General features: G+C 37.6%; 21 protein-coding genes and 2 pseudogenes. 19 read left to right on the forward strand and 4 right to left on the reverse strand.

What is annotated here, in order from left to right; all coding sequences use genetic code 11:
* Positions 1–26: 26 nt before the first annotated feature.
* The 4 genes from abc-f to AC1DMU_RS16825 all read right to left on the reverse strand — a co-directional run bounded on the left by abc-f (position 27) and on the right by AC1DMU_RS16825 (position 3,792).
* Positions 27–1,661, reverse strand: a complete 1,635-nt coding sequence (abc-f, locus tag AC1DMU_RS16810) for a ribosomal protection-like ABC-F family protein (protein WP_476941534.1) — start codon at positions 1,659–1,661, stop codon at positions 27–29.
* A gap of 273 nt (positions 1,662–1,934) precedes the next feature.
* Positions 1,935–2,474: a flavodoxin family protein gene (locus AC1DMU_RS16815; RefSeq protein WP_088064794.1), complete on the reverse strand. Its 540-nt coding sequence runs from the start codon at positions 2,472–2,474 to the stop codon at positions 1,935–1,937.
* A gap of 4 nt (positions 2,475–2,478) precedes the next feature.
* Positions 2,479–2,847 (reverse strand): MerR family transcriptional regulator, encoded by a 369-nt coding sequence (locus AC1DMU_RS16820; protein WP_046955576.1) that lies wholly within the window; start codon positions 2,845–2,847, stop codon positions 2,479–2,481.
* A gap of 51 nt (positions 2,848–2,898) precedes the next feature.
* Positions 2,899–3,792, reverse strand: a complete 894-nt coding sequence (locus tag AC1DMU_RS16825; RefSeq protein WP_087983943.1) for a LysR family transcriptional regulator — start codon at positions 3,790–3,792, stop codon at positions 2,899–2,901.
* A 151-nt stretch (positions 3,793–3,943) separates the two neighbouring features.
* Here AC1DMU_RS16825 and AC1DMU_RS16830 point away from each other — a divergent pair, with 151 nt between their 5' ends.
* The 19 genes and pseudogenes from AC1DMU_RS16830 (at position 3,944) to trxB (ending at position 20,563) form a co-directional block, all read left to right on the forward strand.
* Positions 3,944–4,966, forward strand: a complete 1,023-nt coding sequence (locus AC1DMU_RS16830; protein ID WP_137011607.1) for a YeiH family protein — start codon at positions 3,944–3,946, stop codon at positions 4,964–4,966.
* A gap of 234 nt (positions 4,967–5,200) precedes the next feature.
* The gene (locus tag AC1DMU_RS16835; protein ID WP_000538359.1) at positions 5,201–5,398 is read left to right on the forward strand and encodes a helix-turn-helix transcriptional regulator; all 198 of its coding nucleotides are present in this window, start codon (positions 5,201–5,203) and stop codon (positions 5,396–5,398) included.
* 11 nt (positions 5,399–5,409) lie between these two features.
* A complete protein-coding gene (locus AC1DMU_RS16840; RefSeq protein WP_087983941.1) occupies positions 5,410–5,799 on the forward strand; it encodes a hypothetical protein in 390 nt (129 codons plus the stop codon).
* Between the two features lie 18 nt (positions 5,800–5,817).
* A complete protein-coding gene (locus AC1DMU_RS16845) occupies positions 5,818–6,039 on the forward strand; it encodes a hypothetical protein (protein ID WP_088064793.1) in 222 nt (73 codons plus the stop codon).
* Between the two features lie 59 nt (positions 6,040–6,098).
* Positions 6,099–6,429, forward strand: a pseudogene (locus AC1DMU_RS16850) (ATPase).
* Positions 6,430–6,445: 16 nt separating this feature from the next.
* Positions 6,446–6,673, forward strand: a complete 228-nt coding sequence (locus AC1DMU_RS16855; protein ID WP_000524128.1) for a hypothetical protein — start codon at positions 6,446–6,448, stop codon at positions 6,671–6,673.
* A gap of 100 nt (positions 6,674–6,773) precedes the next feature.
* Positions 6,774–7,535: a MerR family transcriptional regulator gene (locus tag AC1DMU_RS16860; RefSeq protein ID WP_141542771.1), complete on the forward strand. Its 762-nt coding sequence runs from the start codon at positions 6,774–6,776 to the stop codon at positions 7,533–7,535.
* Positions 7,532–8,152, forward strand: a complete 621-nt coding sequence (locus tag AC1DMU_RS16865; protein ID WP_075309658.1) for a hypothetical protein — start codon at positions 7,532–7,534, stop codon at positions 8,150–8,152. The genes AC1DMU_RS16860 and AC1DMU_RS16865 overlap by 4 nt, the downstream gene beginning before the upstream one ends.
* Positions 8,153–8,198: 46 nt before the next feature.
* The gene (locus tag AC1DMU_RS16870) at positions 8,199–8,627 is read left to right on the forward strand and encodes a DUF4362 domain-containing protein (RefSeq protein ID WP_088064791.1); all 429 of its coding nucleotides are present in this window, start codon (positions 8,199–8,201) and stop codon (positions 8,625–8,627) included.
* Positions 8,628–8,778: 151 nt separating this feature from the next.
* Positions 8,779–10,755 (forward strand): excinuclease ABC subunit B, encoded by a 1,977-nt coding sequence (gene uvrB, locus AC1DMU_RS16875; RefSeq protein ID WP_048542497.1) that lies wholly within the window; start codon positions 8,779–8,781, stop codon positions 10,753–10,755.
* Positions 10,756–10,766: 11 nt separating this feature from the next.
* A complete protein-coding gene (uvrA, locus tag AC1DMU_RS16880) occupies positions 10,767–13,637 on the forward strand; it encodes an excinuclease ABC subunit UvrA (protein WP_141542780.1) in 2,871 nt (956 codons plus the stop codon).
* A 59-nt stretch (positions 13,638–13,696) separates the two neighbouring features.
* Positions 13,697–14,146: pseudogene (locus AC1DMU_RS16885) on the forward strand (DUF4275 family protein).
* A 114-nt stretch (positions 14,147–14,260) separates the two neighbouring features.
* Complete coding sequence (locus tag AC1DMU_RS16890; protein WP_001267307.1) at positions 14,261–14,641, forward strand: phage holin family protein; 381 nt, start codon at positions 14,261–14,263, stop codon at positions 14,639–14,641.
* A gap of 156 nt (positions 14,642–14,797) precedes the next feature.
* Positions 14,798–15,727, forward strand: a complete 930-nt coding sequence (gene hprK / locus AC1DMU_RS16895) for an HPr(Ser) kinase/phosphatase (RefSeq protein ID WP_476941535.1) — start codon at positions 14,798–14,800, stop codon at positions 15,725–15,727.
* A gap of 24 nt (positions 15,728–15,751) precedes the next feature.
* The gene (lgt, locus tag AC1DMU_RS16900; protein ID WP_000924234.1) at positions 15,752–16,564 is read left to right on the forward strand and encodes a prolipoprotein diacylglyceryl transferase; all 813 of its coding nucleotides are present in this window, start codon (positions 15,752–15,754) and stop codon (positions 16,562–16,564) included.
* A 67-nt stretch (positions 16,565–16,631) separates the two neighbouring features.
* On the forward strand, positions 16,632–17,282 hold the full coding sequence (gene ppaX / locus AC1DMU_RS16905) for a pyrophosphatase PpaX (protein ID WP_088064789.1): 651 nt from the start codon (positions 16,632–16,634) through the stop codon (positions 17,280–17,282).
* A 75-nt stretch (positions 17,283–17,357) separates the two neighbouring features.
* A complete protein-coding gene (locus AC1DMU_RS16910; protein ID WP_048542491.1) occupies positions 17,358–17,864 on the forward strand; it encodes an acyltransferase in 507 nt (168 codons plus the stop codon).
* Between the two features lie 145 nt (positions 17,865–18,009).
* Positions 18,010–19,521: a tetratricopeptide repeat protein gene (locus tag AC1DMU_RS16915; RefSeq protein ID WP_088064788.1), complete on the forward strand. Its 1,512-nt coding sequence runs from the start codon at positions 18,010–18,012 to the stop codon at positions 19,519–19,521.
* A gap of 85 nt (positions 19,522–19,606) precedes the next feature.
* The gene (gene trxB / locus AC1DMU_RS16920) at positions 19,607–20,563 is read left to right on the forward strand and encodes a thioredoxin-disulfide reductase (protein ID WP_001288065.1); all 957 of its coding nucleotides are present in this window, start codon (positions 19,607–19,609) and stop codon (positions 20,561–20,563) included.
* Positions 20,564–20,611 lie beyond the last annotated feature (48 nt).

Raw genomic sequence — 20,611 nt, forward strand, 5'->3', positions numbered from 1 at the left:
GGCCCTGTCGATATATAGGGAAGACATTAGAGCGCTTCTTTACATTTCTGGATTTGAACTAATAATGTTTCGTATTCTTGTTCGAGAGATGGGATATCATCGTGATGATTTGGCATGGAAATTCGGCCGATAATTTCTGTTAATTTTGTTTGTAATCGTAATAATTCTTGTTCAGTTACGTTTACAGAATCCCCGGTGGTTCTTTTTGTGTATTGCTCGTAATTACCGTGGAATATTCTTGGTTCACTCTCATCTACTTGTAGAATATGGTCTGCAACAGAGCGAATAAAGGCACGGTCATGGCTAATGAAAAGTATTGTGCCAGGATATTCTTGTAACATGATTTCTAATTCTTCTTGCGTCGCTAAGTCTAAATAGTTTGTCGGTTCATCGAGCAGAAGCATATTATAGTTTCCTAAAAATACTTTTGCGAGTGCGACCTTCATTCGTTCGCCGCCACTTAAGACATGTACAGGTTTATGAACATCTTCACGGCGGAATAAAAGCCGTGCGAGTATTGTTCGAACGAATGCTTCTGTATAGTTGGTTTCTTCTAGAACGTTCTCTAAAATGGTTTTATCTGTTTTTAAAATTGATAGTGTTTGTTCAAAGTATCCAATTTTACAACTTTTCGAAAGCTGAATGCCACGCTCGTTTGCGAGAAGCATGTTGAACAAAGTTGTTTTGCCGCTTCCGTTTGCACCTAAAATAGCAAGTTTTGCACCAGGGGCAATGGTTCCATTCATATTTTTAAATAGTGTGCGGTCGCCTATTTTCTTTGTTGCTTTATTGAACTGTACTGCCACTTTACTATGAATGGGTGTATGGTATTGCACGTCAAACTGAGTCTGAGAAAGTTCCTTTGGCTTTTCTTTCTTTTCTAGTTTTTCGAGACGTGTTTCTAATGCTTTCGCTGCTTTGCTAACCTGTTCTTGGCTATGAGCCCCGCTTAACTTATAAAGTTTAGATTCAGATGAACTGAATCGAGTTGGGATTTTTGTCATATTAGAAGCACGTTGCTTTTTTTGTGAAATTGATTGCTCTAAACGATTTTTTTCTTGTATATATTGATCATATTCTGCTTGTTTTTGTGTTCGTTCACGTTCTTTTTGCTTTCGATAGTTGGAATAGTTTCCTTTATACTCTTGAATCGTCCCGTCTTCAATTTCAATAATTTTTGTACATATATTATCTAGAAATTCACGATCATGCGATATTAAAACAAGTGACCCTTTATAAGATAAAAGTGCCTTTTCTAATTGCTCTGTACCAACCATATCTAAGTGGCTTGTTGGTTCATCAGCAAATAAAATTCCTGCATCTTGTTCGAGAGCATGAGCAATCTTTAGCCGCATTCGTTCACCACCGCTCATTGCATCTGTAACGTTTGAAATACTCCATTTTCCTTTTGCGAGAGCAGAAGTGGTTTCCGGTAGTTCCTCGCTAAGTTGAGGAATGATGCTGATAGAACTATGATGAGTTACTATGCCTTTGTCAGCTTCTATTTCTTTACTTAATATTTGTAATAACGTAGATTTACCAGCTCCGTTGACTCCGACAATTCCTATGCGATCCTGTGCTTGAATTTCCAGTGACGGTAACGTAAATAGTGTGCGATCACCAAAGCTCTTTTCAATATTGCGTGCGAATAAAATAGTCATAAAAAAACCTCCCTAGTTTCACTAGAGAGGATAAACGTCGCCCTTGCATGTAAAAAATCGTACATAAATAAACGATTTTTTTACATGATCGTTTCGAAAGAAAGTATCGACAAATGGACAGACTAATCCCCTGCTAGTTTTCATCATTTTTTGTTCACTATTTGTGATGGATGAAATAAATAAGAGAATTAGAACTTCATTGGTCAAAGTACCTTCCTTTCATAATGTTACTTTTATTGTATGCGCATACAAAATGGTTTGTCAAACTTATTTCTATTTACTATTTTTGAACTTATTATTATACAATTGTACTTTTGCTAGAGCCTCAGCATCATTTTTGATTTCATCCAATCCATTCGCATCCCCAATAACATACCCTTCAAATGATGAACCAACAAAATCAAAGATATATTGGAACTGAGCAATAAGCGGTAATGCTTTCAGCTTTGGATTGTCTCCGCCAACGATGACAACGTACATTTTTTTACCTTTCATTTTTTCTTTGAAATGAAGAGATGTATCACGCAAGCTTTGTGACCAGCGATCGACGAAGTTTTTCATATGACCGCTCATTCCATACCAGTATAGCGGTGTAGCAAAGATAATTGTGTCGTGCTCTAACATACGCTCGATTAACTGCTCGTAGTCATCATTTACAGGTTGGAATCCTTCTGCATCATGGCGCTGATCTATGATTGGGTGGACGATATGATCACGCAAGTAAATTTGTTCTGTTTCAATTCCATCAATCACCATATGTGTTAAAGCTTCTGTATTTCCGTTTTGTCTTGAACTGCCATGTATAACAAACATGTAATCATCCCTTTTCTTTTGTTTGCTTTAGGAGTGAAACGTGTTTTTGCAAATTCGTTTGAATGCTAGAAAGTAATGAGATTTGCTTCGTTACTTCATTAAGTTTATCTTCATAAAGCGTAAGGATACTGCTGCAAGGATTTTCGTACAGGTGCGGCTCTATTTCGAGGCAGCGCAGCATCCTTGCCGTCTCTTCTAAATTTAAGCCAATTTGTAAGTACATTTGAATAAGCTCCACTTTTTCGATGGCACTTTCATCAAAGTCACGGTAGCCATTTGCGAGGCGCTTAGAAGGGAGTAATCCCTTTTCTTCATAATGTCTTAGTGATCTTTCGCTAACCCCGGTTTCTTTTGATAACTCTCCAATTCGCAATGTGTTTCACCCCTTGTACATGTATTGTAAACCTTCACACTAATGTGAAGGTCAATGCTGTTTTTTCGCAAAAGAGTCTACATAATTTAAAAACACCTGAATAGCTTTAGACGGGATGAAGTATTTGCCGCGCACGATGGAGAATGGACGGATGAGTTGTTCATTTGGAACTTCGACGTGGAATAGCTCTTTTGCCAGTAACTCTTTCCGTACAGTCCAATCAGAAAGTATAGCGATGCCAAGCCCGGCACTAACTGCTTCTTTCACGCTTTGGATACTACTGAATGTAAAGAAGCGCTTCAATTTTAAATGGTGTTGATGAATAAAGCGGTCACTATAAGCGCGTGTTCCAGAACCACTTTCTCTTAATACCCATACTTGATCTTGGAGTGTGCTTTCATTTATTTCATTTGTGCGGAGCAGTGGATGATTTGGCGGGACGACGAGCTTCATTTCATCTTGCATAAACGTTTCAACGTCCACGTCGGCGTATACGACTTGCCCTTCGACTAAGCCGATATCGATTTGATTAGAGCGAAGGCTTTGCAAAACGTCTTCTGTATTTGAGATAAAGGTATGAACTTCAACGTGTGGATTTTCATTCGCATAGTTAGCCAGTATTTTTGGAAGTAAGTATTCGCCAATTGTGAAACTAGCACCGATGCGAAGAGTTCCTGTTACAACGTTATGTAGCTCGTTAATTTCTTGCTTAGCATCTTCATAAAGAGAGAGCATTTGTTTTGCGTGTATATATAATATGTTTCCAGCTTCCGTCACTTGAACGTGCTTCGGAGAGCGCTGAATAAGTGTAGTGCCAAATTCGTTTTCTAAGTTGCGTATATGCATACTTACGCCAGGCTGTGAAAGGTTTAATAATTCTGCTGCACGGGAGAAATGCTTCTGTTCAACGACAGTAACAAATATTTTTAAAATGTCTACGTTCATGTAATGGGCTCCTTTCTTTTTCTATCATCTTATCATAAGTATTTCTGATGATAGAGATTCAATATTGATATTAAACTTATTATAGAAACTCTCTTATAATATAAGTAGAAAGAACATGCATGTTCCAATACGATTATTGGAGTGGTACAAAGTGGAACAAACACTTGTTATACAAAAGAAGAAGGGCTTTGGATTTTCGCAAGGTATTGGGATTACGTTATTAATCGCAATTGCCGCGAAATATTTAGCAGAGCTTCCATTTTTAAATATTATGGGACAATTAGTAATTGCTATTCTAATTGGGATGGTTTGGCGCGCAGTCATTGGAGTTCCACAAGAAGCGATAGCTGGAACGAACTTTGCGAGTAAGAAGTTGCTGCGCTTTGGGATTATCTTACTTGGAATGCGGTTAAATCTTGTTGATATTGCGAAGGCAGGGCCGAAAGTATTGGTCATCGCTGCCGCTGTTATTACATTTACGATTTTCGTTGTATATGGGCTAACGAAAGTATTTAAGGTAGAAAAGAAACTCGGAATTTTAACAGCGTGCGGAACAGCAATTTGCGGCGCGGCTGCGGTCGTGGCAATTGCACCGCAAGTGAAAGCGAAGGATGAAGAAACGGCAGTTGGGGCAGCAATTATTGCAATTTTAGGTACAATATTTACACTTATTTATACGCTATTATACCCAGTGCTTGGCTTCTCACCGTACGGTTACGGTGTATTCTCAGGTGCGACGCTGCACGAAATCGCTCATGTCATCGCAGCTGCGGCGCCAGGAGGAAGTACGGCTGTAGACATCGCAGTTATCGTGAAATTAACGCGCGTTGCAATGCTTGTGCCAGTAGCGATTTTAATTGGATTATGGTTTGGTAAGAGTGAAGGTAGCGAGGAAAAAAAATCGTGGCGTGACCTTCCAATTCCGTGGTTCATCTTCGGATTTTTAGCGATGAGTGCAGTGCATTCGCTCGGGGTTATACCAGAAGTTGTTGCCGGATACATCGTTGTTCTTGCTTACATGCTTATTGCAATGGCGATGGCGGGGCTTGGTTTAAATGTAGAGTTTAAAACGTTCCGTAAGTTAGGAAGTAAGGCATTCGTGGCGGGGCTGATCGGCTCGGTTTTCCTTTCGATTCTTGGATACGTTCTTGTATATGCATTAGGATTTATGTAGTAGGACGAAGAAGCTGTTCCAAAAGATATTTTTGGACAGCTTTTTTTATGTTTATAGTGCTACGGGTGTCGATATATTAAAAAAATAGCTGATATAAATTTAATTACGCTTGTACTTTGTTAGAGAAGGTGATCAGTGAAACGTTTTTCTAAAATTTGTAAAGATATCTTCACTTATAACTGGAAAATATTTATAATTAAAGTAAAGATATCTTTACTTTCGAAGGTGGAGCCTATGGGTGTGAAAAATAAAATAAAAGAGTTAAGAAAGCAACATCATATAACGCAAGTTGAAATGGCAAAGGCGATGCAGGTGACGCGGCAGACGATTGTGGCGATTGAAAACCATCATTATAACCCGAGTCTAGAGTTATCCCTAAAAATCGCCAAATATTTTGGGGTGAAGGTGGAGGAAATATTTACGCTAGAGTAAGGGGAGAAAAAATGAACGATACTAAAAAGTTATTTATCGGTGCGACTTTTGGATTGTTTTTGGGAGACATTGTAGTTCATAGTATGAATCCGGCTATACCAATTTTACCGCTCGTAGTGAGTAACGTTTTAGCAATTGTATTTTTGATGGTGTATTCGTATTACAAAAAGCGTAAGTACAAAAAAGAAGAACTTCCAGATATAGATGAGCGAGTAAATGAAAATATAAAAAAATATGTAAATGTCTCATTTGTATTCGCGTTTCTATTGCTTATTGTTTATATTGTTGCGAGTAAAGCAATAGGCAGAGCTGTTATACCAGTGCAAGAAATATTTATGATATGTAGTTCCTTATTTGCGGGTAGTCTCATCATAGGAGTCATGATAGGGAAACGAGCATAGCGATAGGAGGAATGAAAAATGCAAGATGAGTTTGAGAGATTTCAGTCAGATAAAGCGTTTAAATATGTAGGGTTATTTTTTACGATTAGTTTAGCGATATGGAGTTTATATAATTTAATTGTTGACGGAAATGCTGGTATGCCATTTGTTTTATTTGTAATAGGGCAGTGGGTGTATTTTCTTGTGAACTATTGGCCGAAGTGGAAATATAGAAATCAAAAAGAGGCTGATCATGTATGAGTAAGTAAGATATTATACGGTTCATAGGAAGTTTGTTTTTAGCGGGTCTTGTTTTAAATATGAGTTTAATGATTTTAAGTATTTCGTGGGGAACAATCTTCATATCGAATGTAGCACTAGTCATTTTATATAAGTATTGCGGAATATAGAGAACAGAAGCGTTTGAAAGAAGAGGGAGTACCGTCGATTGATGAGCGAGTTGTGAATAAGATGAAGTCATATTTTACGATTAGTATTACAAGCTTCTTGTTCTTGTTCATTATGTATCTTTGTTTAAATAAGTATTTAGATAGGCAAGCAGTACATGTAAATGAGTTGTTATATATTGCTATTTTTGGCTTATTAATAAGTAGGGCATCGACGAGTGTGTTAGCAACAAGGAATAGATAGAAAAAGGGGAACTGGGATGGGATTACCGGTATTATGTGTCGCTACGGCTATTTTTGCTTTGTTTTGGGGAATGCAGAACTTCTCTCGTTATCCAGTGCCAAGCATTTGTATTATGATTGGCACTGTAGGTTTATCATATTATTTATTAGTTTCAGCTCATTATCATAAAACAGCAACGAGTGTTGTTGTTGGAGCACTTATTTTATTTTGTGGGCGCGCTATACAAAAGGGATTATTTCCGTAAAAGCTGTTTATACAAAGAGTATAAACAGCTTTTTGTATTTTTTTTACAAAAGTCTTGAAAGTTACGTAACGTCATCTTTTATAATGAAGGGGAAGAGGTGATGGTAGTGATTTCAATACAACAATTGACGAGAGAAACAGGGGTAACGGTACGTACATTACGTTATTATGATCAAATAGATTTATTAAAGCCGAGCGGGAAAACAGAAGGTGGGCATCGTTTATATAGTGAAGCTGACGTAATACGGTTGCAGCAAATTTTATTTTTAAAGGAAATGGGCTTTTCATTAAAAGAGGCTGCGAATATGTTAGTAAAAGGTGACCTTAACTTAAAGGGTTCTCTTGAAAAACAACTTCGGTTTGTACAGGAAGAACAAAAGAAATTTAATCGAATGGAGCGTGTTTTACAAGCTGTTGTTTATTCGGTAGATGTGGAAGGGGAACTTGATTGGAAAGTTATGTTTGAACTGATTCAGCTTTCGAAACAGTCGTCTCGTATACGTGAAATATTTCAAAATGAAGTATTTTCAAAGGAAGAACAAAAATTGCTTCATAACTTGCCAAATATGAGTGAAGAAGATCCGAATGTTTTAGAATGGGTAGATTTATTAAAGCAATTACGTACTTTTATGAAAGACGGCAAAGAAGCAGCGAGTGATGAGGTACAAGGGGCAACGAAGAGATTAATGCAGAAATGTTTAGAAATGGCCAATGGTGACGAAGCGTTTTTAGATAAGTTATGGGAAGTTAGAAAATCGAAGGAAGATTCACAGAAAATGAGCATGTATCCAATTGAAGAAGAACTTTTATTATATATGGAAGAAGCTTTTCGTATATATGATGAAAAGGAGATGGATAAATGAGTATACTTGCAGAATATCGTTGGTATTTTTTAATTGGGGCAGAGATTGTATTTTGGTTATCGGCTATCGGCTTCTTTTTACTTCGTTACGGATTCCGTTTGAAGAAGGCGAGCTTTATTATGGGGATTGTACTCCTCGTAAATGAAGTGTTTATTTTAACCTTAGGGGTAGTGGACTATTATCAAACAGGGAAGTTCTCTAACTTTCAAATCATTACGGTAATTATTTTATTGTATGCAGTTTTCTACGGGAAAAAGGATTTGAAGAAGCTTGATATGTTTGCGCAAAAGCTAGTTGCGAAATGGCGGAATGAACCAGCGCCAATTATGGAAGAGCACGTAGAATTAACAGGTATGGCCTATGCGAAACAGGAAATAAAAAATTGGTTATTACATCTTGTTTTATTCGTTGTTGTGCATATTTTCTTTTTCTTTCTGTACGGTTTTGTCCCGTTTGAACAATGGCATAATTGGTTAGAAACGGGGATTGTTTTAAATGAAAAAGCAAGTCGTGTTAGCCAAGTTTGGGCGATTATACTTTTAGTGGATACAGTTATTTCATTTTCATATGTTCTTTTCCCGAAGAAGGAAAAAGAAAAAGAGAAGCTACTTTCATAGAGGAAAGTAGCTTTTTCTAGTATACCAATAGTTTGTATAGGAGAGGATAACAATAGGAAAAACAGGTTTTATATGCTTATTTCTCTTTAGTTTAGTAGCATGCTCACAACCTAACATTGACATTGATAAGAAGAATGATGTCATTGTAAAGAGAGCAGGAATTTCCAATCTAGATAAATTTGAAAAGTTCGTTTTGAATGTTGACCAAGGGAAAGTTGATAAAATAAGAATTGTGCAGTATACCCATGAAGGTGATCCGATTTTTCAAACGGTAGAGCATAGTGAGAACGATATACTTTATGTGTTAGATAATAGAAAAGACCAATTTGCTGGTGAGCATAAAGGATTACATAAAGGTAGTTGCAAAAGTATTGTTAAAGAGCAGGGAGAATTAGAAATCACTTATAGGTTAATAGATTGTACGAGTAAAAATGGGCGCAATGGATATGATTTATTATATGTACCTAAAAAATAGAGTTAGTAGAGGAAGGAAGTTTTTACTCCTTCCTTTTTCTATGTATATATTGTCGAAAATTTTACCGAATATCTGTTCGTTTTCTTGGTTTTTTTATGAGCATTCGTGGTAAAATGGGAATACAGATTTTTTACGAGGAGGTCGGTTTTGTTTGGAACATCAATTTGAAATTATCTCAGCTTATTCCCCGCAAGGTGATCAGCCGGTAGCTATAGAAAAGCTTGTAGAGGGAATTAATAGTGGGAAGAAAAAGCAAGTGTTGCTTGGAGCAACAGGAACGGGTAAGACATTTACGATTTCAAATGTCATTAAAGAAGTGCAGAAGCCAACACTTGTTATGGCTCATAATAAAACGTTAGCAGGACAGTTATATAGTGAGCTGAAAGATTTTTTTCCGAATAATGCAGTTGAATATTTTGTTAGTTATTACGATTATTATCAGCCAGAAGCGTATGTACCGCAAACAGATACGTTTATTGAAAAAGATGCGCAGATTAATGATGAAATCGATAAATTGCGTCACTCAGCAACGTCCGCATTATTTGAACGGGACGATGTAATTATCGTTGCGAGTGTTTCGTGTATATATGGTTTAGGTTCTCCAGAAGAATACCGCGAGTTAGTTGTTTCACTTAGAGTTGGTATGGAAAAGGACCGCAATCAATTGCTTCGTGAACTCGTTGATGTGCAGTATGGACGTAATGACATTGATTTCAAGCGTGGTACATTCCGTGTGCGCGGAGATGTAGTTGAAATCTTCCCTGCATCACTTGATGAGCATTGTATTCGAATTGAATTTTTCGGCGATGAAATCGATCGTATTCGCGAAGTAAATGCGTTAACAGGTGAAGTATTAGCAGAACGTGATCATGTAGCAATCTTCCCAGCATCTCACTTCGTTACACGTGAAGAAAAGATGAAGGTCGCTATTGAAAATATCGAAAAAGAATTAGAAGAACGTTTAAAGGAATTAAATGATAATGGCAAGTTGTTAGAAGCGCAGCGTATAGAACAGCGTACACGTTATGATTTAGAAATGATGCGCGAGATGGGCTTTTGTTCAGGGATTGAAAACTATTCCCGTCATTTAACACTTCGTCCAGCGGGTGCAACGCCGTATACGTTATTAGACTATTTCCCGAAAGACTTCTTAATCGTTATGGATGAGTCACACGTATCAGTACCGCAAGTAAGAGCGATGTATAACGGGGACCAAGCACGTAAACAAGTGCTTGTAGATCATGGATTCCGTCTGCCATCAGCTTTAGATAATAGACCGCTTACGTTTGATGAGTTTGAAGGGAAAACGAATCAAGTTATTTACGTTTCAGCAACGCCAGGACCGTACGAGTTAGAGCAGGCACCGGAAGTAATAGAACAAATTATTCGTCCAACAGGGCTTTTAGATCCACCAATTGATATACGACCAATTGAAGGGCAAATTGATGATTTATTAGGAGAAATTCAAGATCGCATTGCAAAAAATGAACGTGTATTAATTACGACTTTAACGAAGAAGATGTCAGAGGATTTAACAGACTACTTAAAAGATGTAGGAATTAAAGTGAACTATCTTCACTCTGAAATTAAAACGTTAGAACGTATTGAAATTATCCGTGATCTTCGCCTTGGTAAGTTTGACGTACTTGTCGGTATTAACTTATTACGAGAAGGATTAGATATTCCAGAAGTATCACTTGTAGCTATTTTAGATGCTGATAAGGAAGGATTCTTGCGTTCAGAGCGTTCATTAATTCAAACAATCGGTCGTGCAGCACGTAATGAAAACGGCCGCGTTATTATGTATGCAGATCGTATAACAAGATCAATGGGAATTGCAATTGAAGAAACGCAGCGTCGTCGTACTATACAAGAAGCTTACAATAAAGAGCATGGTATTACGCCGAAAACGATTCAAAAAGGCGTGCGTGATGTTATCCGTGCAACGACAGCTGCTGAAGAGCCGGAAATGTATGAAGCGGCACCAGCTAAGAAGATGACGAAAAAAGAGCGTGAAAAGACAATTGCGAAGATGGAAGCAGAGATGAAAGAAGCAGCAAAAGCGTTAGATTTCGAGCGTGCAGCTGAATTAAGAGATTTACTATTAGAATTAAAAGCGGAAGGGTGAACAGAGTGAGCATAAGCAAGGATTTTATTGTCGTAAAAGGTGCTAGAGCACATAACTTAAAAAATATTGATGTAACCATTCCGAGAAATCAGCTTGTTGTTGTGACGGGATTGTCTGGTTCAGGGAAATCATCATTAGCGTTTGATACGATTTATGCAGAAGGGCAGCGCAGATACGTAGAATCGTTATCTGCGTATGCGCGTCAGTTTTTAGGACAAATGGATAAGCCGGATGTAGATACGATTGAAGGATTGTCACCAGCGATTTCAATCGATCAAAAAACAACGAGTCGTAATCCACGTTCAACAGTCGGAACGGTCACGGAGATTTATGATTATTTACGTTTATTATTTGCGCGAATTGGTACGCCAATTTGTCCGAATCATGGTATTGAAATTACGTCACAAACAGTAGAGCAGATGGTAGACCGTGTACTTGAATATCCTGAACGTACGAAATTACAAGTGTTAGCTCCTATCGTTTCTGGGCGTAAAGGTGCACATGTGAAAGTGCTTGAAGATATTAAGAAGCAAGGGTATGTTCGTGTACGTGTTGATGGTGAAATGTTAGATGTATCTGAAGATATTGCGCTAGATAAAAATAAGAAGCATTCGATTGAAGTTGTAATTGACCGTATTGTTGTAAAAGAAGGGATTGCAAGCCGTCTTGCGGATTCTCTTGAAAGTGCATTAAAGCTTGGCGGGGGCCGAGTGTTAATTGATGTAATGGGAGAAGAGGAACTTCTATTTAGTGAACATCATGCTTGTCCGCATTGTGGTTTTTCAATCGGAGAATTAGAGCCGCGCATGTTCTCATTCAACAGTCCATTCGGGGCATGTCCTTCTTGTGATGGACTTGGTTCAAAGTTAGAGGTAGATTTAGAACTTGTCATTCCGAATTGGGATTTATCATTAAATGAACATGCGATTGCACCTTGGGAACCGACAAGCTCACAATATTACCCGCAGCTTTTACAATCTGTATGTAATCATTACGGCGTTGATATGGATATGCCTGTGAAAGATATACCGAAAGATTTATTTGATAAAGTGTTGTACGGAAGCGGAGAAGAAAAAGTTTATTTCCGCTATGTAAATGAATTTGGTCAAGTAAAGGAAAATGAGATTTTATTTGAAGGTGTTATTCCAAATATCGAACGTCGTTATCGTGAAACGAGTTCTGATTATGTTCGTGAGCAAATGGAAAAGTATATGGCAGAGCAAGCTTGTCCGAAGTGTAAAGGTGGACGCTTAAAGCCTGAGAGTTTAGCTGTTTTCGTTGGTGATAAAACGATTGCTGATGTAACGAAGTATTCTGTTCAAGAAGTACAGGAATTCTTCTCGAATGTGGAGCTAACGGAGAAGCAACAAAAAATTGCTCATTTAATTTTAAGAGAAATCCAAGAGCGCGTTGGGTTCTTAGTGAACGTCGGTTTAGATTATTTAACGTTAAGTCGTGCCGCAGGAACTTTATCAGGTGGTGAGGCGCAGCGTATTCGTTTAGCGACGCAAATCGGTTCTCGTCTGACTGGCGTACTTTACATTCTTGATGAGCCTTCTATCGGTTTACATCAGCGCGATAACGATCGTCTTATTCGTACGTTGCAAGAGATGCGTGATTTAGGGAATACGTTAATTGTCGTTGAACATGATGAAGATACGATGATGGCTGCTGATTATTTACTTGATATCGGACCTGGTGCAGGTATTCACGGTGGTCAAGTTGTATCAGCGGGTACGCCAGCTGAAGTGATGCAAGATGAGAATTCGCTAACAGGGAAGTATTTAAGCGGTAAAGAGTTTATTCCGGTTCCACTTGAAAGACGTAAAGGTGACGGACGTAAAGTGGAAATTATCGGTGCAAAAGAGAATAACTTAAAGAATGCAAAGATGTCATTCCCGCTTGGTACGTTTGTAGCGATAACGGGTGTATCTGGTTCCGGTAAAAGTACGATGATTAATGAAGTACTATATAAATCATTAGCACAAAAGTTATATAAAGCGAAAGCGAAGCCAGGTACTCATAAAGAAATTAAAGGTCTTGAGCATTTAGATAAAGTAATCGATATCGATCAATCGCCAATCGGGCGTACACCACGTTCTAATCCAGCGACGTATACAGGTGTATTCGATGATATTCGTGATGTGTTTGCACAAACGAATGAAGCGAAAGTGCGCGGATATCAAAAAGGACGTTTCAGCTTTAATGTAAAAGGTGGACGTTGTGAAGCGTGCCGTGGTGATGGAATTATTAAAATCGAAATGCACTTCTTACCAGACGTATACGTTCCGTGTGAAGTTTGTCATGGTAAACGTTATAACCGCGAAACGTTAGAAGTGAAGTATAAAGATAAGAACATTTCTGAAGTGTTAGGGATGACAATTGAAGATGGAGTAGAGTTCTTCGCTAATATCCCGAAAATTAAGCGTAAACTTCAAACGCTTGTAGATGTAGGTCTTGGTTATATGAAATTAGGACAGCCAGCTACGACGTTATCTGGTGGTGAAGCGCAGCGCGTGAAGCTAGCTTCTGAATTACACCGTCGTTCTACTGGGCGTACGTTATATATTTTAGATGAGCCAACGACTGGTTTGCATGCACATGATATCGCGCGTCTTCTAGAAGTGCTGCAACGCCTTGTTGAAAGTGGCGAGACAGTTCTTGTTATTGAACATAATTTAGATGTAATTAAAACAGCTGACTATATCGTTGACCTCGGCCCAGAGGGCGGAGATAAAGGTGGGCAAATCGTTGCTTCAGGAACGCCAGAGCAAGTAGTAAAAGAAGAACGTTCGTATACAGGTAAGTATTTAAAAGAGATTTTAAATCGCGATAAAGCAAGAATGAAAGAGAAAATAAAAGAAGTAGAGTTATCTCAATAAGTGTATTACGAAAAACCGAGTGGAAATGACACTCGGTTTTTCGTTCATAGGGGGAAAAGATGGAGTTTACAGATGTTTTAAGAAAGAAAAACATGAAGGTAAGAGAGTTTCAAAGTTGGGGTGTTTATTTTCGGAAGCGCTGGGAGGATAACTTTGCAAATCATGTAAGTGATGAGGAAAAGGAAGACATCTTTCTGTATGGTGATAAGTATGCATGTGGGTTTCTTTGGCACATATTTAGTTATGAGAAAAAGAAGTGTTTAAAGGGTGAAGAAGCGGAGAATGCGTTTCATAATGAAGTGAAAAAGGATTACTATATATTCTAACAACATTGTGATGATGTACTGCTAATAAAAGATACGAGTTTATTACATATGGAGGATATATTGTGTGAGAGGGACGATATGTATAAAGGCGATATCTATATTGTAGATAAAGAGTTCACTTGGACTTTTGTAAAAACTCATGAACATAGATGGTATGGCCCTTATTTTGCGAGGAAATGTTAGTAGGTATACAAGCAGGAAGAGTAGAATAAGTTGATATAAGTGTTTGTATGATACTTGCGTTTATAATCTATTAGCGTATGATGAAATATATATGTCAAAAGGATGTGTAAGAAAATGAGATGGATTGTATCACTTCTTGTAAATAGCGTTGTGTTAATCGCTGTATCGGGACTTTTAAAAGGGATTGCGCCAGACGCGTTTTACGTAGCAAATATACAGACTGCAATTATTGCGAGTATTATCTTAGCTGTTTTAAATGTGTTCGTAAAACCGTTTTTAATTTTAATTACGCTACCAATTACTCTTGTAACTTTCGGGTTCTTCTTAATTGTTATTAATGCGATTACGTTAAAAATAGCAGATTCATTATTAGGAGATGCGTTTAATATATCAGGGTTTGGTGTAGCAATCGTTGCGGCAATTTGTATTTCAATTTTTAATATGATTATTGAAAAGGCAATTGTGGAACCTTTATATGAAAAAAAGAGAAAATGACAAAAAGAAAAACATTTCATGATGTGTATGAAATGTTTTTTTCTATTTATTAGAAACCGTATTTCTTGTTTCCAGAAAAAAATGGTACAATATCCGGTAGAATGGAATTTTACATCAAATGAGACTGAACCCGCAGCGGAGTGGAGGTTTATACATATGCCGAAAGTAAGGACAAAAGATTTAATTGAACAATTTCAATTGGAGTTAATAAGTGGTGAAGAAGGAATTCATCGTCCGATTGATACAAGTGATTTATCACGACCTGGAATTGAAATGGCAGGATTTTTCACATATTATCCAGCTGATCGCGTGCAGCTTCTTGGAAAGACGGAGCTTACGTTCTTTGACACATTAACGTCAGAGCAAAAACAAGAGAGAATGAAAGCGCTTTGTACTGAGGAGACGCCATGTATTATTATAACTCGGAATCAAGATGTACCAGATGAATTATTGCAAGCATCACGTGAATCAGGCATGCCTTTATTACGTTCTGCTCAAACGACAACAAGATTATCAAGTCGTTTAACAAATTATTTAGAAGGTAAGTTAGCACCAACAACAGCTGTACATGGTGTGTTAGTAGATATTTACGGTGTTGGTGTTTTAATTACAGGTCAAAGTGGTGTCGGTAAAAGTGAGACAGCTCTTGAGCTTGTAAAACGTGGTCACCGTCTTGTTGCGGATGATAGTGTAGAAATTCGCCAAGAAGATGAAGACACATTAGTAGGAAGCTCACCAGATTTAATTGAGCATTTATTAGAAATTCGTGGTCTAGGTATCATTAACGTTATGACGTTATTCGGTGCAGGGGCAGTGCGAAATTATAAGCGTATTACACTTGTTATTAATCTTGAAATTTGGGATCAAAAGAAAAATTACGATCGCTTAGGTCTTGATGAAGAGAAGATGAAGATTATTGATACAGAGCTTACGAAGATTACACTTCCAGTTCGTCCTGGTCGAAACTTGGCTGTTATTATTGAAGTAGCAGCGATGAACTTCCGTTTAAAAYGTATGGGAGTCAATGCAGCACAACAGTTCTCTGAACGATTAATGAGTGCGATTGAGTTAGGAAATCAGGAGTAAACTTTGGAGAGGGAGGTCATACATATGCTGTTAGGTTCTGTACCACAGCTTGACCGTGTAGCGATCCAACTTGGGCCGTTTCCTGTATATTGGTATGGGATTATTATCGGTACAGGCGTGCTATTAGGTCTTTGGCTAGCAACTCGCGAGGGAGAAAGACTAGGTATTCCAAAAGATACATTTGTTGACCTTGTATTAATTGCAGTACCGATCGCTATTCTATTTGCGAGAATGTACTATGTTATTTTTGAATGGGAATATTACGCGCAAAACCCGAGTCAAATTATTAATATTCGTCAAGGTGGCTTGGCGATTCATGGTGGTTTAATCGGGGCTGTTATTACAGGGATTCTTTTTGCGAAACGACGCGGGGTTTCATTCTGGAAGTTGGCTGATATTGCTGCGCCAAGTATTTTACTAGGACAAGCAATTGGTCGATGGGGAAACTTTATGAACCAAGAGGCGCATGGTGATGAAGTAACGAGACAGTTTTTAGAAGGACTTCATTTACCGGATTTCATTATTAATCAAATGTATATTGAGGGTGTGTACTATCATCCAACGTTTTTATATGAATCATTATGGAATTTTGCAGGTGTCATTTTATTACTTGCATTACGAAAAGTGAATTTACGACGCGGGGAATTATTCTTCACATATTTAATTTGGTATTCAATAGGGCGCTTCTTCGTAGAAGGCTTACGTACAGATAGTTTAATGTTAGGACCACTTCGTATCGCACAAGTAATGTCAATTGGACTTGTTGTTATTTCTATTATTTTCATTATCGTGAGACGAAAAATGGGGCAAGCTGATAAAAGATATTCGGAAAATTAGAGAAAAGTAGCATCTTATTATAAGATGCTGCTTCTTTCATATTCAGGAAAGAGAAAGGACTAAGGCAATGAGAATAAATACAGTGTTATTTGATTTAGATGGAACTTTAATTAATACAAATGAACTTATTATTTCTTCTTTTTTACATACGTTACATACATATTATCCAAGTCAATATAAGCGTGAAGATGTATTGTCATTTATTGGCCCTTCTTTACATGATACTTTCAGCAAGATTGATGAAAACAAGGTTGAAGAGATGGTTACATGTTATCGTCAATTTAACCATGATCATCACGATGAATTAGTGGAAGAATATGAAACTGTATATGAAACAGTTCAAGAGTTGAAGAAGCAAGGTTATAAAGTTGGTATTGTTACAACGAAAGCGAGACAAACAGTTGAGATGGGATTAAAGTTGTCAAAGCTTGATGAATTTTTTGATGTGGTCGTGACAATTGATGATGTGGAGCATGTGAAACCACATCCAGAACCACTTCAAAAAGCGCTTGAGTTATTAGATGCGAAACCGGAAGAAGCATTGATGGTTGGGGATAATCACCATGATATTGTTGGCGGACAAAATGCGGGCACGAAAACAGCTGCTGTCTCATGGACGTTGAAAGGTAGAGCGTATTTAGAGGCTTACAAGCCGGACTTTATGTTAGATAAAATGAGTGATTTGCTATCGATTTTGTCTGATATGAACCGTTCATAAAGGTCCAAGTAAGTTAGTAGGGGTCTGTTTCCCTACTAACTTACAGTTTCACTTTTTAGTAGAGGAGCGAGTTAAGTGCGACGGACAACGCGCTATCCTGTTTCGGGAGAAAATTCATTATGGAATGTGTATAAAACAGTTTCTTTTTGGAAGGTAATGAAAAACTTTATTATTATCCAAATTGCGCGTTATACACCATTTTTATCCGTCAAGAATTGGTTGTACCGTACATTTTTACGGATGAAAGTCGGAAAGAAAACATCAATTGCGCTTATGGTAGTGCCGGATATTATGTTCCCAGAAAAGATAACTGTGGGAGAGAATTCAATTATCGGCTATAATACAACGCTTTTAGCACATGAATATTTAATTCGTGAATATCGACTTGGAGAGATCGTCATAGGAAATGAAGTGATGATTGGAGCAAATACGACTATATTACCAGGTGTGAAAATTGGGGATGGCGCGATTGTTTCAGCTGGCACACTTGTTCATAGAGATGTCCCAAGTGGTGCTTTCGTGGGTGGAAATCCAATGCGTGTTATTTATACGAAAGAAGAAATGGATGCTAGAGAAGGTTGATGCTAAAAATGTAACATTTCTCTTCTTTTTTAATGAATAAAAAGGAAATAATTGAGTATAATATACTGTTTTGTTTTTTACGGAATCGTTTATACTTATAGATAGAAGAATGTGTGAACGAAGAAAACAAAAAACTGGAGGATATATGGGGAAAAATCAAGGAATATATAAGGAGAACGGACAAGTTATCTCTTTTAATCAATTATCGGACTTCTTTTATAAAAAAGGGATGAGGGCTTACAAAGGACAGAAATTGCAAGATGCAATTAAATATTTTCGAAGAGCGGCACAAAGTGAGAAGGAGCCGTTTATTTTATGCCAATTAGCAACAGTATTATCTGAGGCTGGTGAATATCAAGAGTCGAATCAAATCTTCTTTAAGCTTGTTAGATCTAATCCAGAACTTGAACAATGCTATTATTTTATTGCAAATAATTATGCATATATGGGGCTATTTCAGCAGGCGAAAAAGTATGCGGATCGCTATTTAGAAGTTGCAGAAGAGAAGGAATTTGTAGAAGATACATTAGAATTACTTGAAATTATGGAAGAAGAAGCGATGGGTGAGGAAGAGATTGAGGATGAAGACGATCTAATTGTTATGCAAGAAGAAGCGAATCGTTATATTCGTAACGGACAATTGGAAGAAGCAATTGCTACATTGGAAATTGTTACAAAAGATTATCCGGAATTTTGGTCGGGTCATAATAATTTAGCCATTGCACATTTTCAATCTGGTAATGTAGATAAAGCTCTGAAGTTAACGGAAATGATTTTAGAGAAAAATCCTGGTAATATACATGCGCTTTGTAATACGCTTATTTTCCTATATTCAATTGGAGAGCATAAACAAGTAGAAGCGTTAGCGGAGCAGTTAGTTTCAGTATATCCGATTTCGTTCGAGCATCGTTTGAAACTTGGAACGACACTTGCAACAATTGGTCATTTTGAGCCTGCATATAAATGGTTCAAAGTATTAAAGCGTCAAGGATATGAGGGAGACGTTAGTTTTTATTATTGGTTTGCATATTCTGCTTATATGGTGAAAGATCAGCAAGTAGCCGAAAAAATGTGGCAGCATGTTGTAGAATTGCACCCTGATAAAAAGGGAAAAGAACCGTGGAATGCGCTGAATTTAGCAGATGAAGGACAAAACGTATTATTTGAAGAATTACGAAAATCATTTCAACAAAGTACGACGCTAGAGGAACAAATGCTAGCTTTATATTTAATGAATGAATTGTCAACGCCAGAGAAGGTGGGATTCTTCTTTGATGTAACGCAGGCGAAGAACGGTGTTCCAATCGTATCGCAACTTGCAAAGTATTTCTTTTTACTTAATAGCCATAAGAGCATTCCAGCTGATTTACAGCAATTTGAACAGTGCGCGCAAATTGCGGATGCTTTATATAATTATACGAAAAAAGATGATGAATTAATCGAAGAGTGTTTACAATTTTGGTTTTGTACGTTCATACGTTTATATACATCTGGGGCAGTTTTTACAAATGTATACGGCTGGTCAGCTGCTGTTGAATATATCGTACGCAGCGAACAAGGAAATAAGATGACACAGTCGGAGCTTGGGGATGTATATAATGTATCTGTAGCGACTGTTCGAAAGTATGTGCAGGCTGTTAAACGTACGCACACATAGGGTAAGCAAATCATTGGGAAAAAAATGATGCTAACAGTATAATGAGGGTAACTTAATTGTGTAGGAATGAATAGGAGTGAATAGTGTGTCAGAAGAAAAAATTTATGATGTCATTATTATTGGTGCAGGACCAGCTGGTATGACAGCTGCAGTATATACATCTCGTGCGAATTTAAGCACATTAATGCTTGAGCGTGGTATCCCAGGTGGCCAAATGGCAAACACAGAGGATGTAGAGAACTACCCAGGTTATGAGTCTATTTTAGGACCAGACTTATCAAATAAAATGTTCGAGCATGCGAAGAAATTTGGTGCTGAATATGCATACGGTGATGTGAAAGCAGTCATCGATGGTAAAGAATACAAAACAATTATTGCTGGTAAAAAAGAATATAAAGCACGTGCAATTATCGTTGCAAGCGGTGCAGAGTATAAAAAAATTGGTGTGCCAGGTGAAACAGAACTTGGCGGCCGTGGTGTATCATATTGTGCAGTATGTGATGGGGCTTTCTTTAAAGGAAAAGAACTTGTAGTTATTGGTGGTGGAGATTCTGCTGTTGAAGAGGGTGTATTCTTAACACGCTTCGCATCAAAGGTAACAATCGTTCACCGTCGTGACACTCTTCGTGCACAGAAAATTTTACAAGATCGTGCTTTCCAAAACGAGAAAGTTGATTTCATTTGGAATCACACTATAAAAGAAATTAACGATGCAAATGGTAAAGTGGGAAGTGTAACACTTGTAGACGTAAACAGTGGAGAAGAGAAAGAAGTCAAAACTGATGGCGTGTTCATATACATCGGTATGTTACCACTATCAAAACCATTTGTTGAACTAGGTATTACAAATGAAAATGGTTACCTTGAAACAAATGAGCGTATGGAAACGAAAGTTCCTGGTATTTTCGCAGCTGGAGATGTTCGCGAAAAAATGCTACGTCAAATTGTAACTGCAACAGGTGATGGTAGTATCGCAGCACAAAGTGCACAACATTACGTAGAAGAATTATTAGAAGAACTAAAAACAGTATCAGAAAAATAAGGGATAATATGCCTTTTGAGAAGAAAGCTACCGATAGGAGCTTTCTTT

It is taken from the genome of Bacillus sp. 01N45 (genome assembly GCF_056399205.1).

Excerpts from the sequence above, each read along its gene's own strand:
- ppaX (WP_088064789.1), top strand. The coding sequence starts at position 16,632 with ATGAGAATAAATACAGTGTTATTTGATTTAGATGGAACTTTAATTAAT.
- lgt (WP_000924234.1), top strand. The coding sequence starts at position 15,752 with ATGCTGTTAGGTTCTGTACCACAGCTTGACCGTGTAGCGATCCAACTT.
- AC1DMU_RS16890 (WP_001267307.1), top strand. The coding sequence starts at position 14,261 with ATGAGATGGATTGTATCACTTCTTGTAAATAGCGTTGTGTTAATCGCT.
- AC1DMU_RS16865 (WP_075309658.1), top strand. The coding sequence starts at position 7,532 with ATGAGTATACTTGCAGAATATCGTTGGTATTTTTTAATTGGGGCAGAG.
- AC1DMU_RS16915 (WP_088064788.1), top strand. The coding sequence starts at position 18,010 with ATGGGGAAAAATCAAGGAATATATAAGGAGAACGGACAAGTTATCTCT.
- AC1DMU_RS16845 (WP_088064793.1), top strand. The coding sequence starts at position 5,818 with ATGCAAGATGAGTTTGAGAGATTTCAGTCAGATAAAGCGTTTAAATAT.
- AC1DMU_RS16835 (WP_000538359.1), top strand. The coding sequence starts at position 5,201 with ATGGGTGTGAAAAATAAAATAAAAGAGTTAAGAAAGCAACATCATATA.
- AC1DMU_RS16815 (WP_088064794.1), bottom strand. The coding sequence starts at position 2,474 with ATGTTTGTTATACATGGCAGTTCAAGACAAAACGGAAATACAGAAGCT.
- AC1DMU_RS16860 (WP_141542771.1), top strand. The coding sequence starts at position 6,774 with ATGGTAGTGATTTCAATACAACAATTGACGAGAGAAACAGGGGTAACG.
- abc-f (WP_476941534.1), bottom strand. The coding sequence starts at position 1,661 with ATGACTATTTTATTCGCACGCAATATTGAAAAGAGCTTTGGTGATCGC.
- AC1DMU_RS16855 (WP_000524128.1), top strand. The coding sequence starts at position 6,446 with ATGGGATTACCGGTATTATGTGTCGCTACGGCTATTTTTGCTTTGTTT.
- AC1DMU_RS16840 (WP_087983941.1), top strand. The coding sequence starts at position 5,410 with ATGAACGATACTAAAAAGTTATTTATCGGTGCGACTTTTGGATTGTTT.
- AC1DMU_RS16825 (WP_087983943.1), bottom strand. The coding sequence starts at position 3,792 with ATGAACGTAGACATTTTAAAAATATTTGTTACTGTCGTTGAACAGAAG.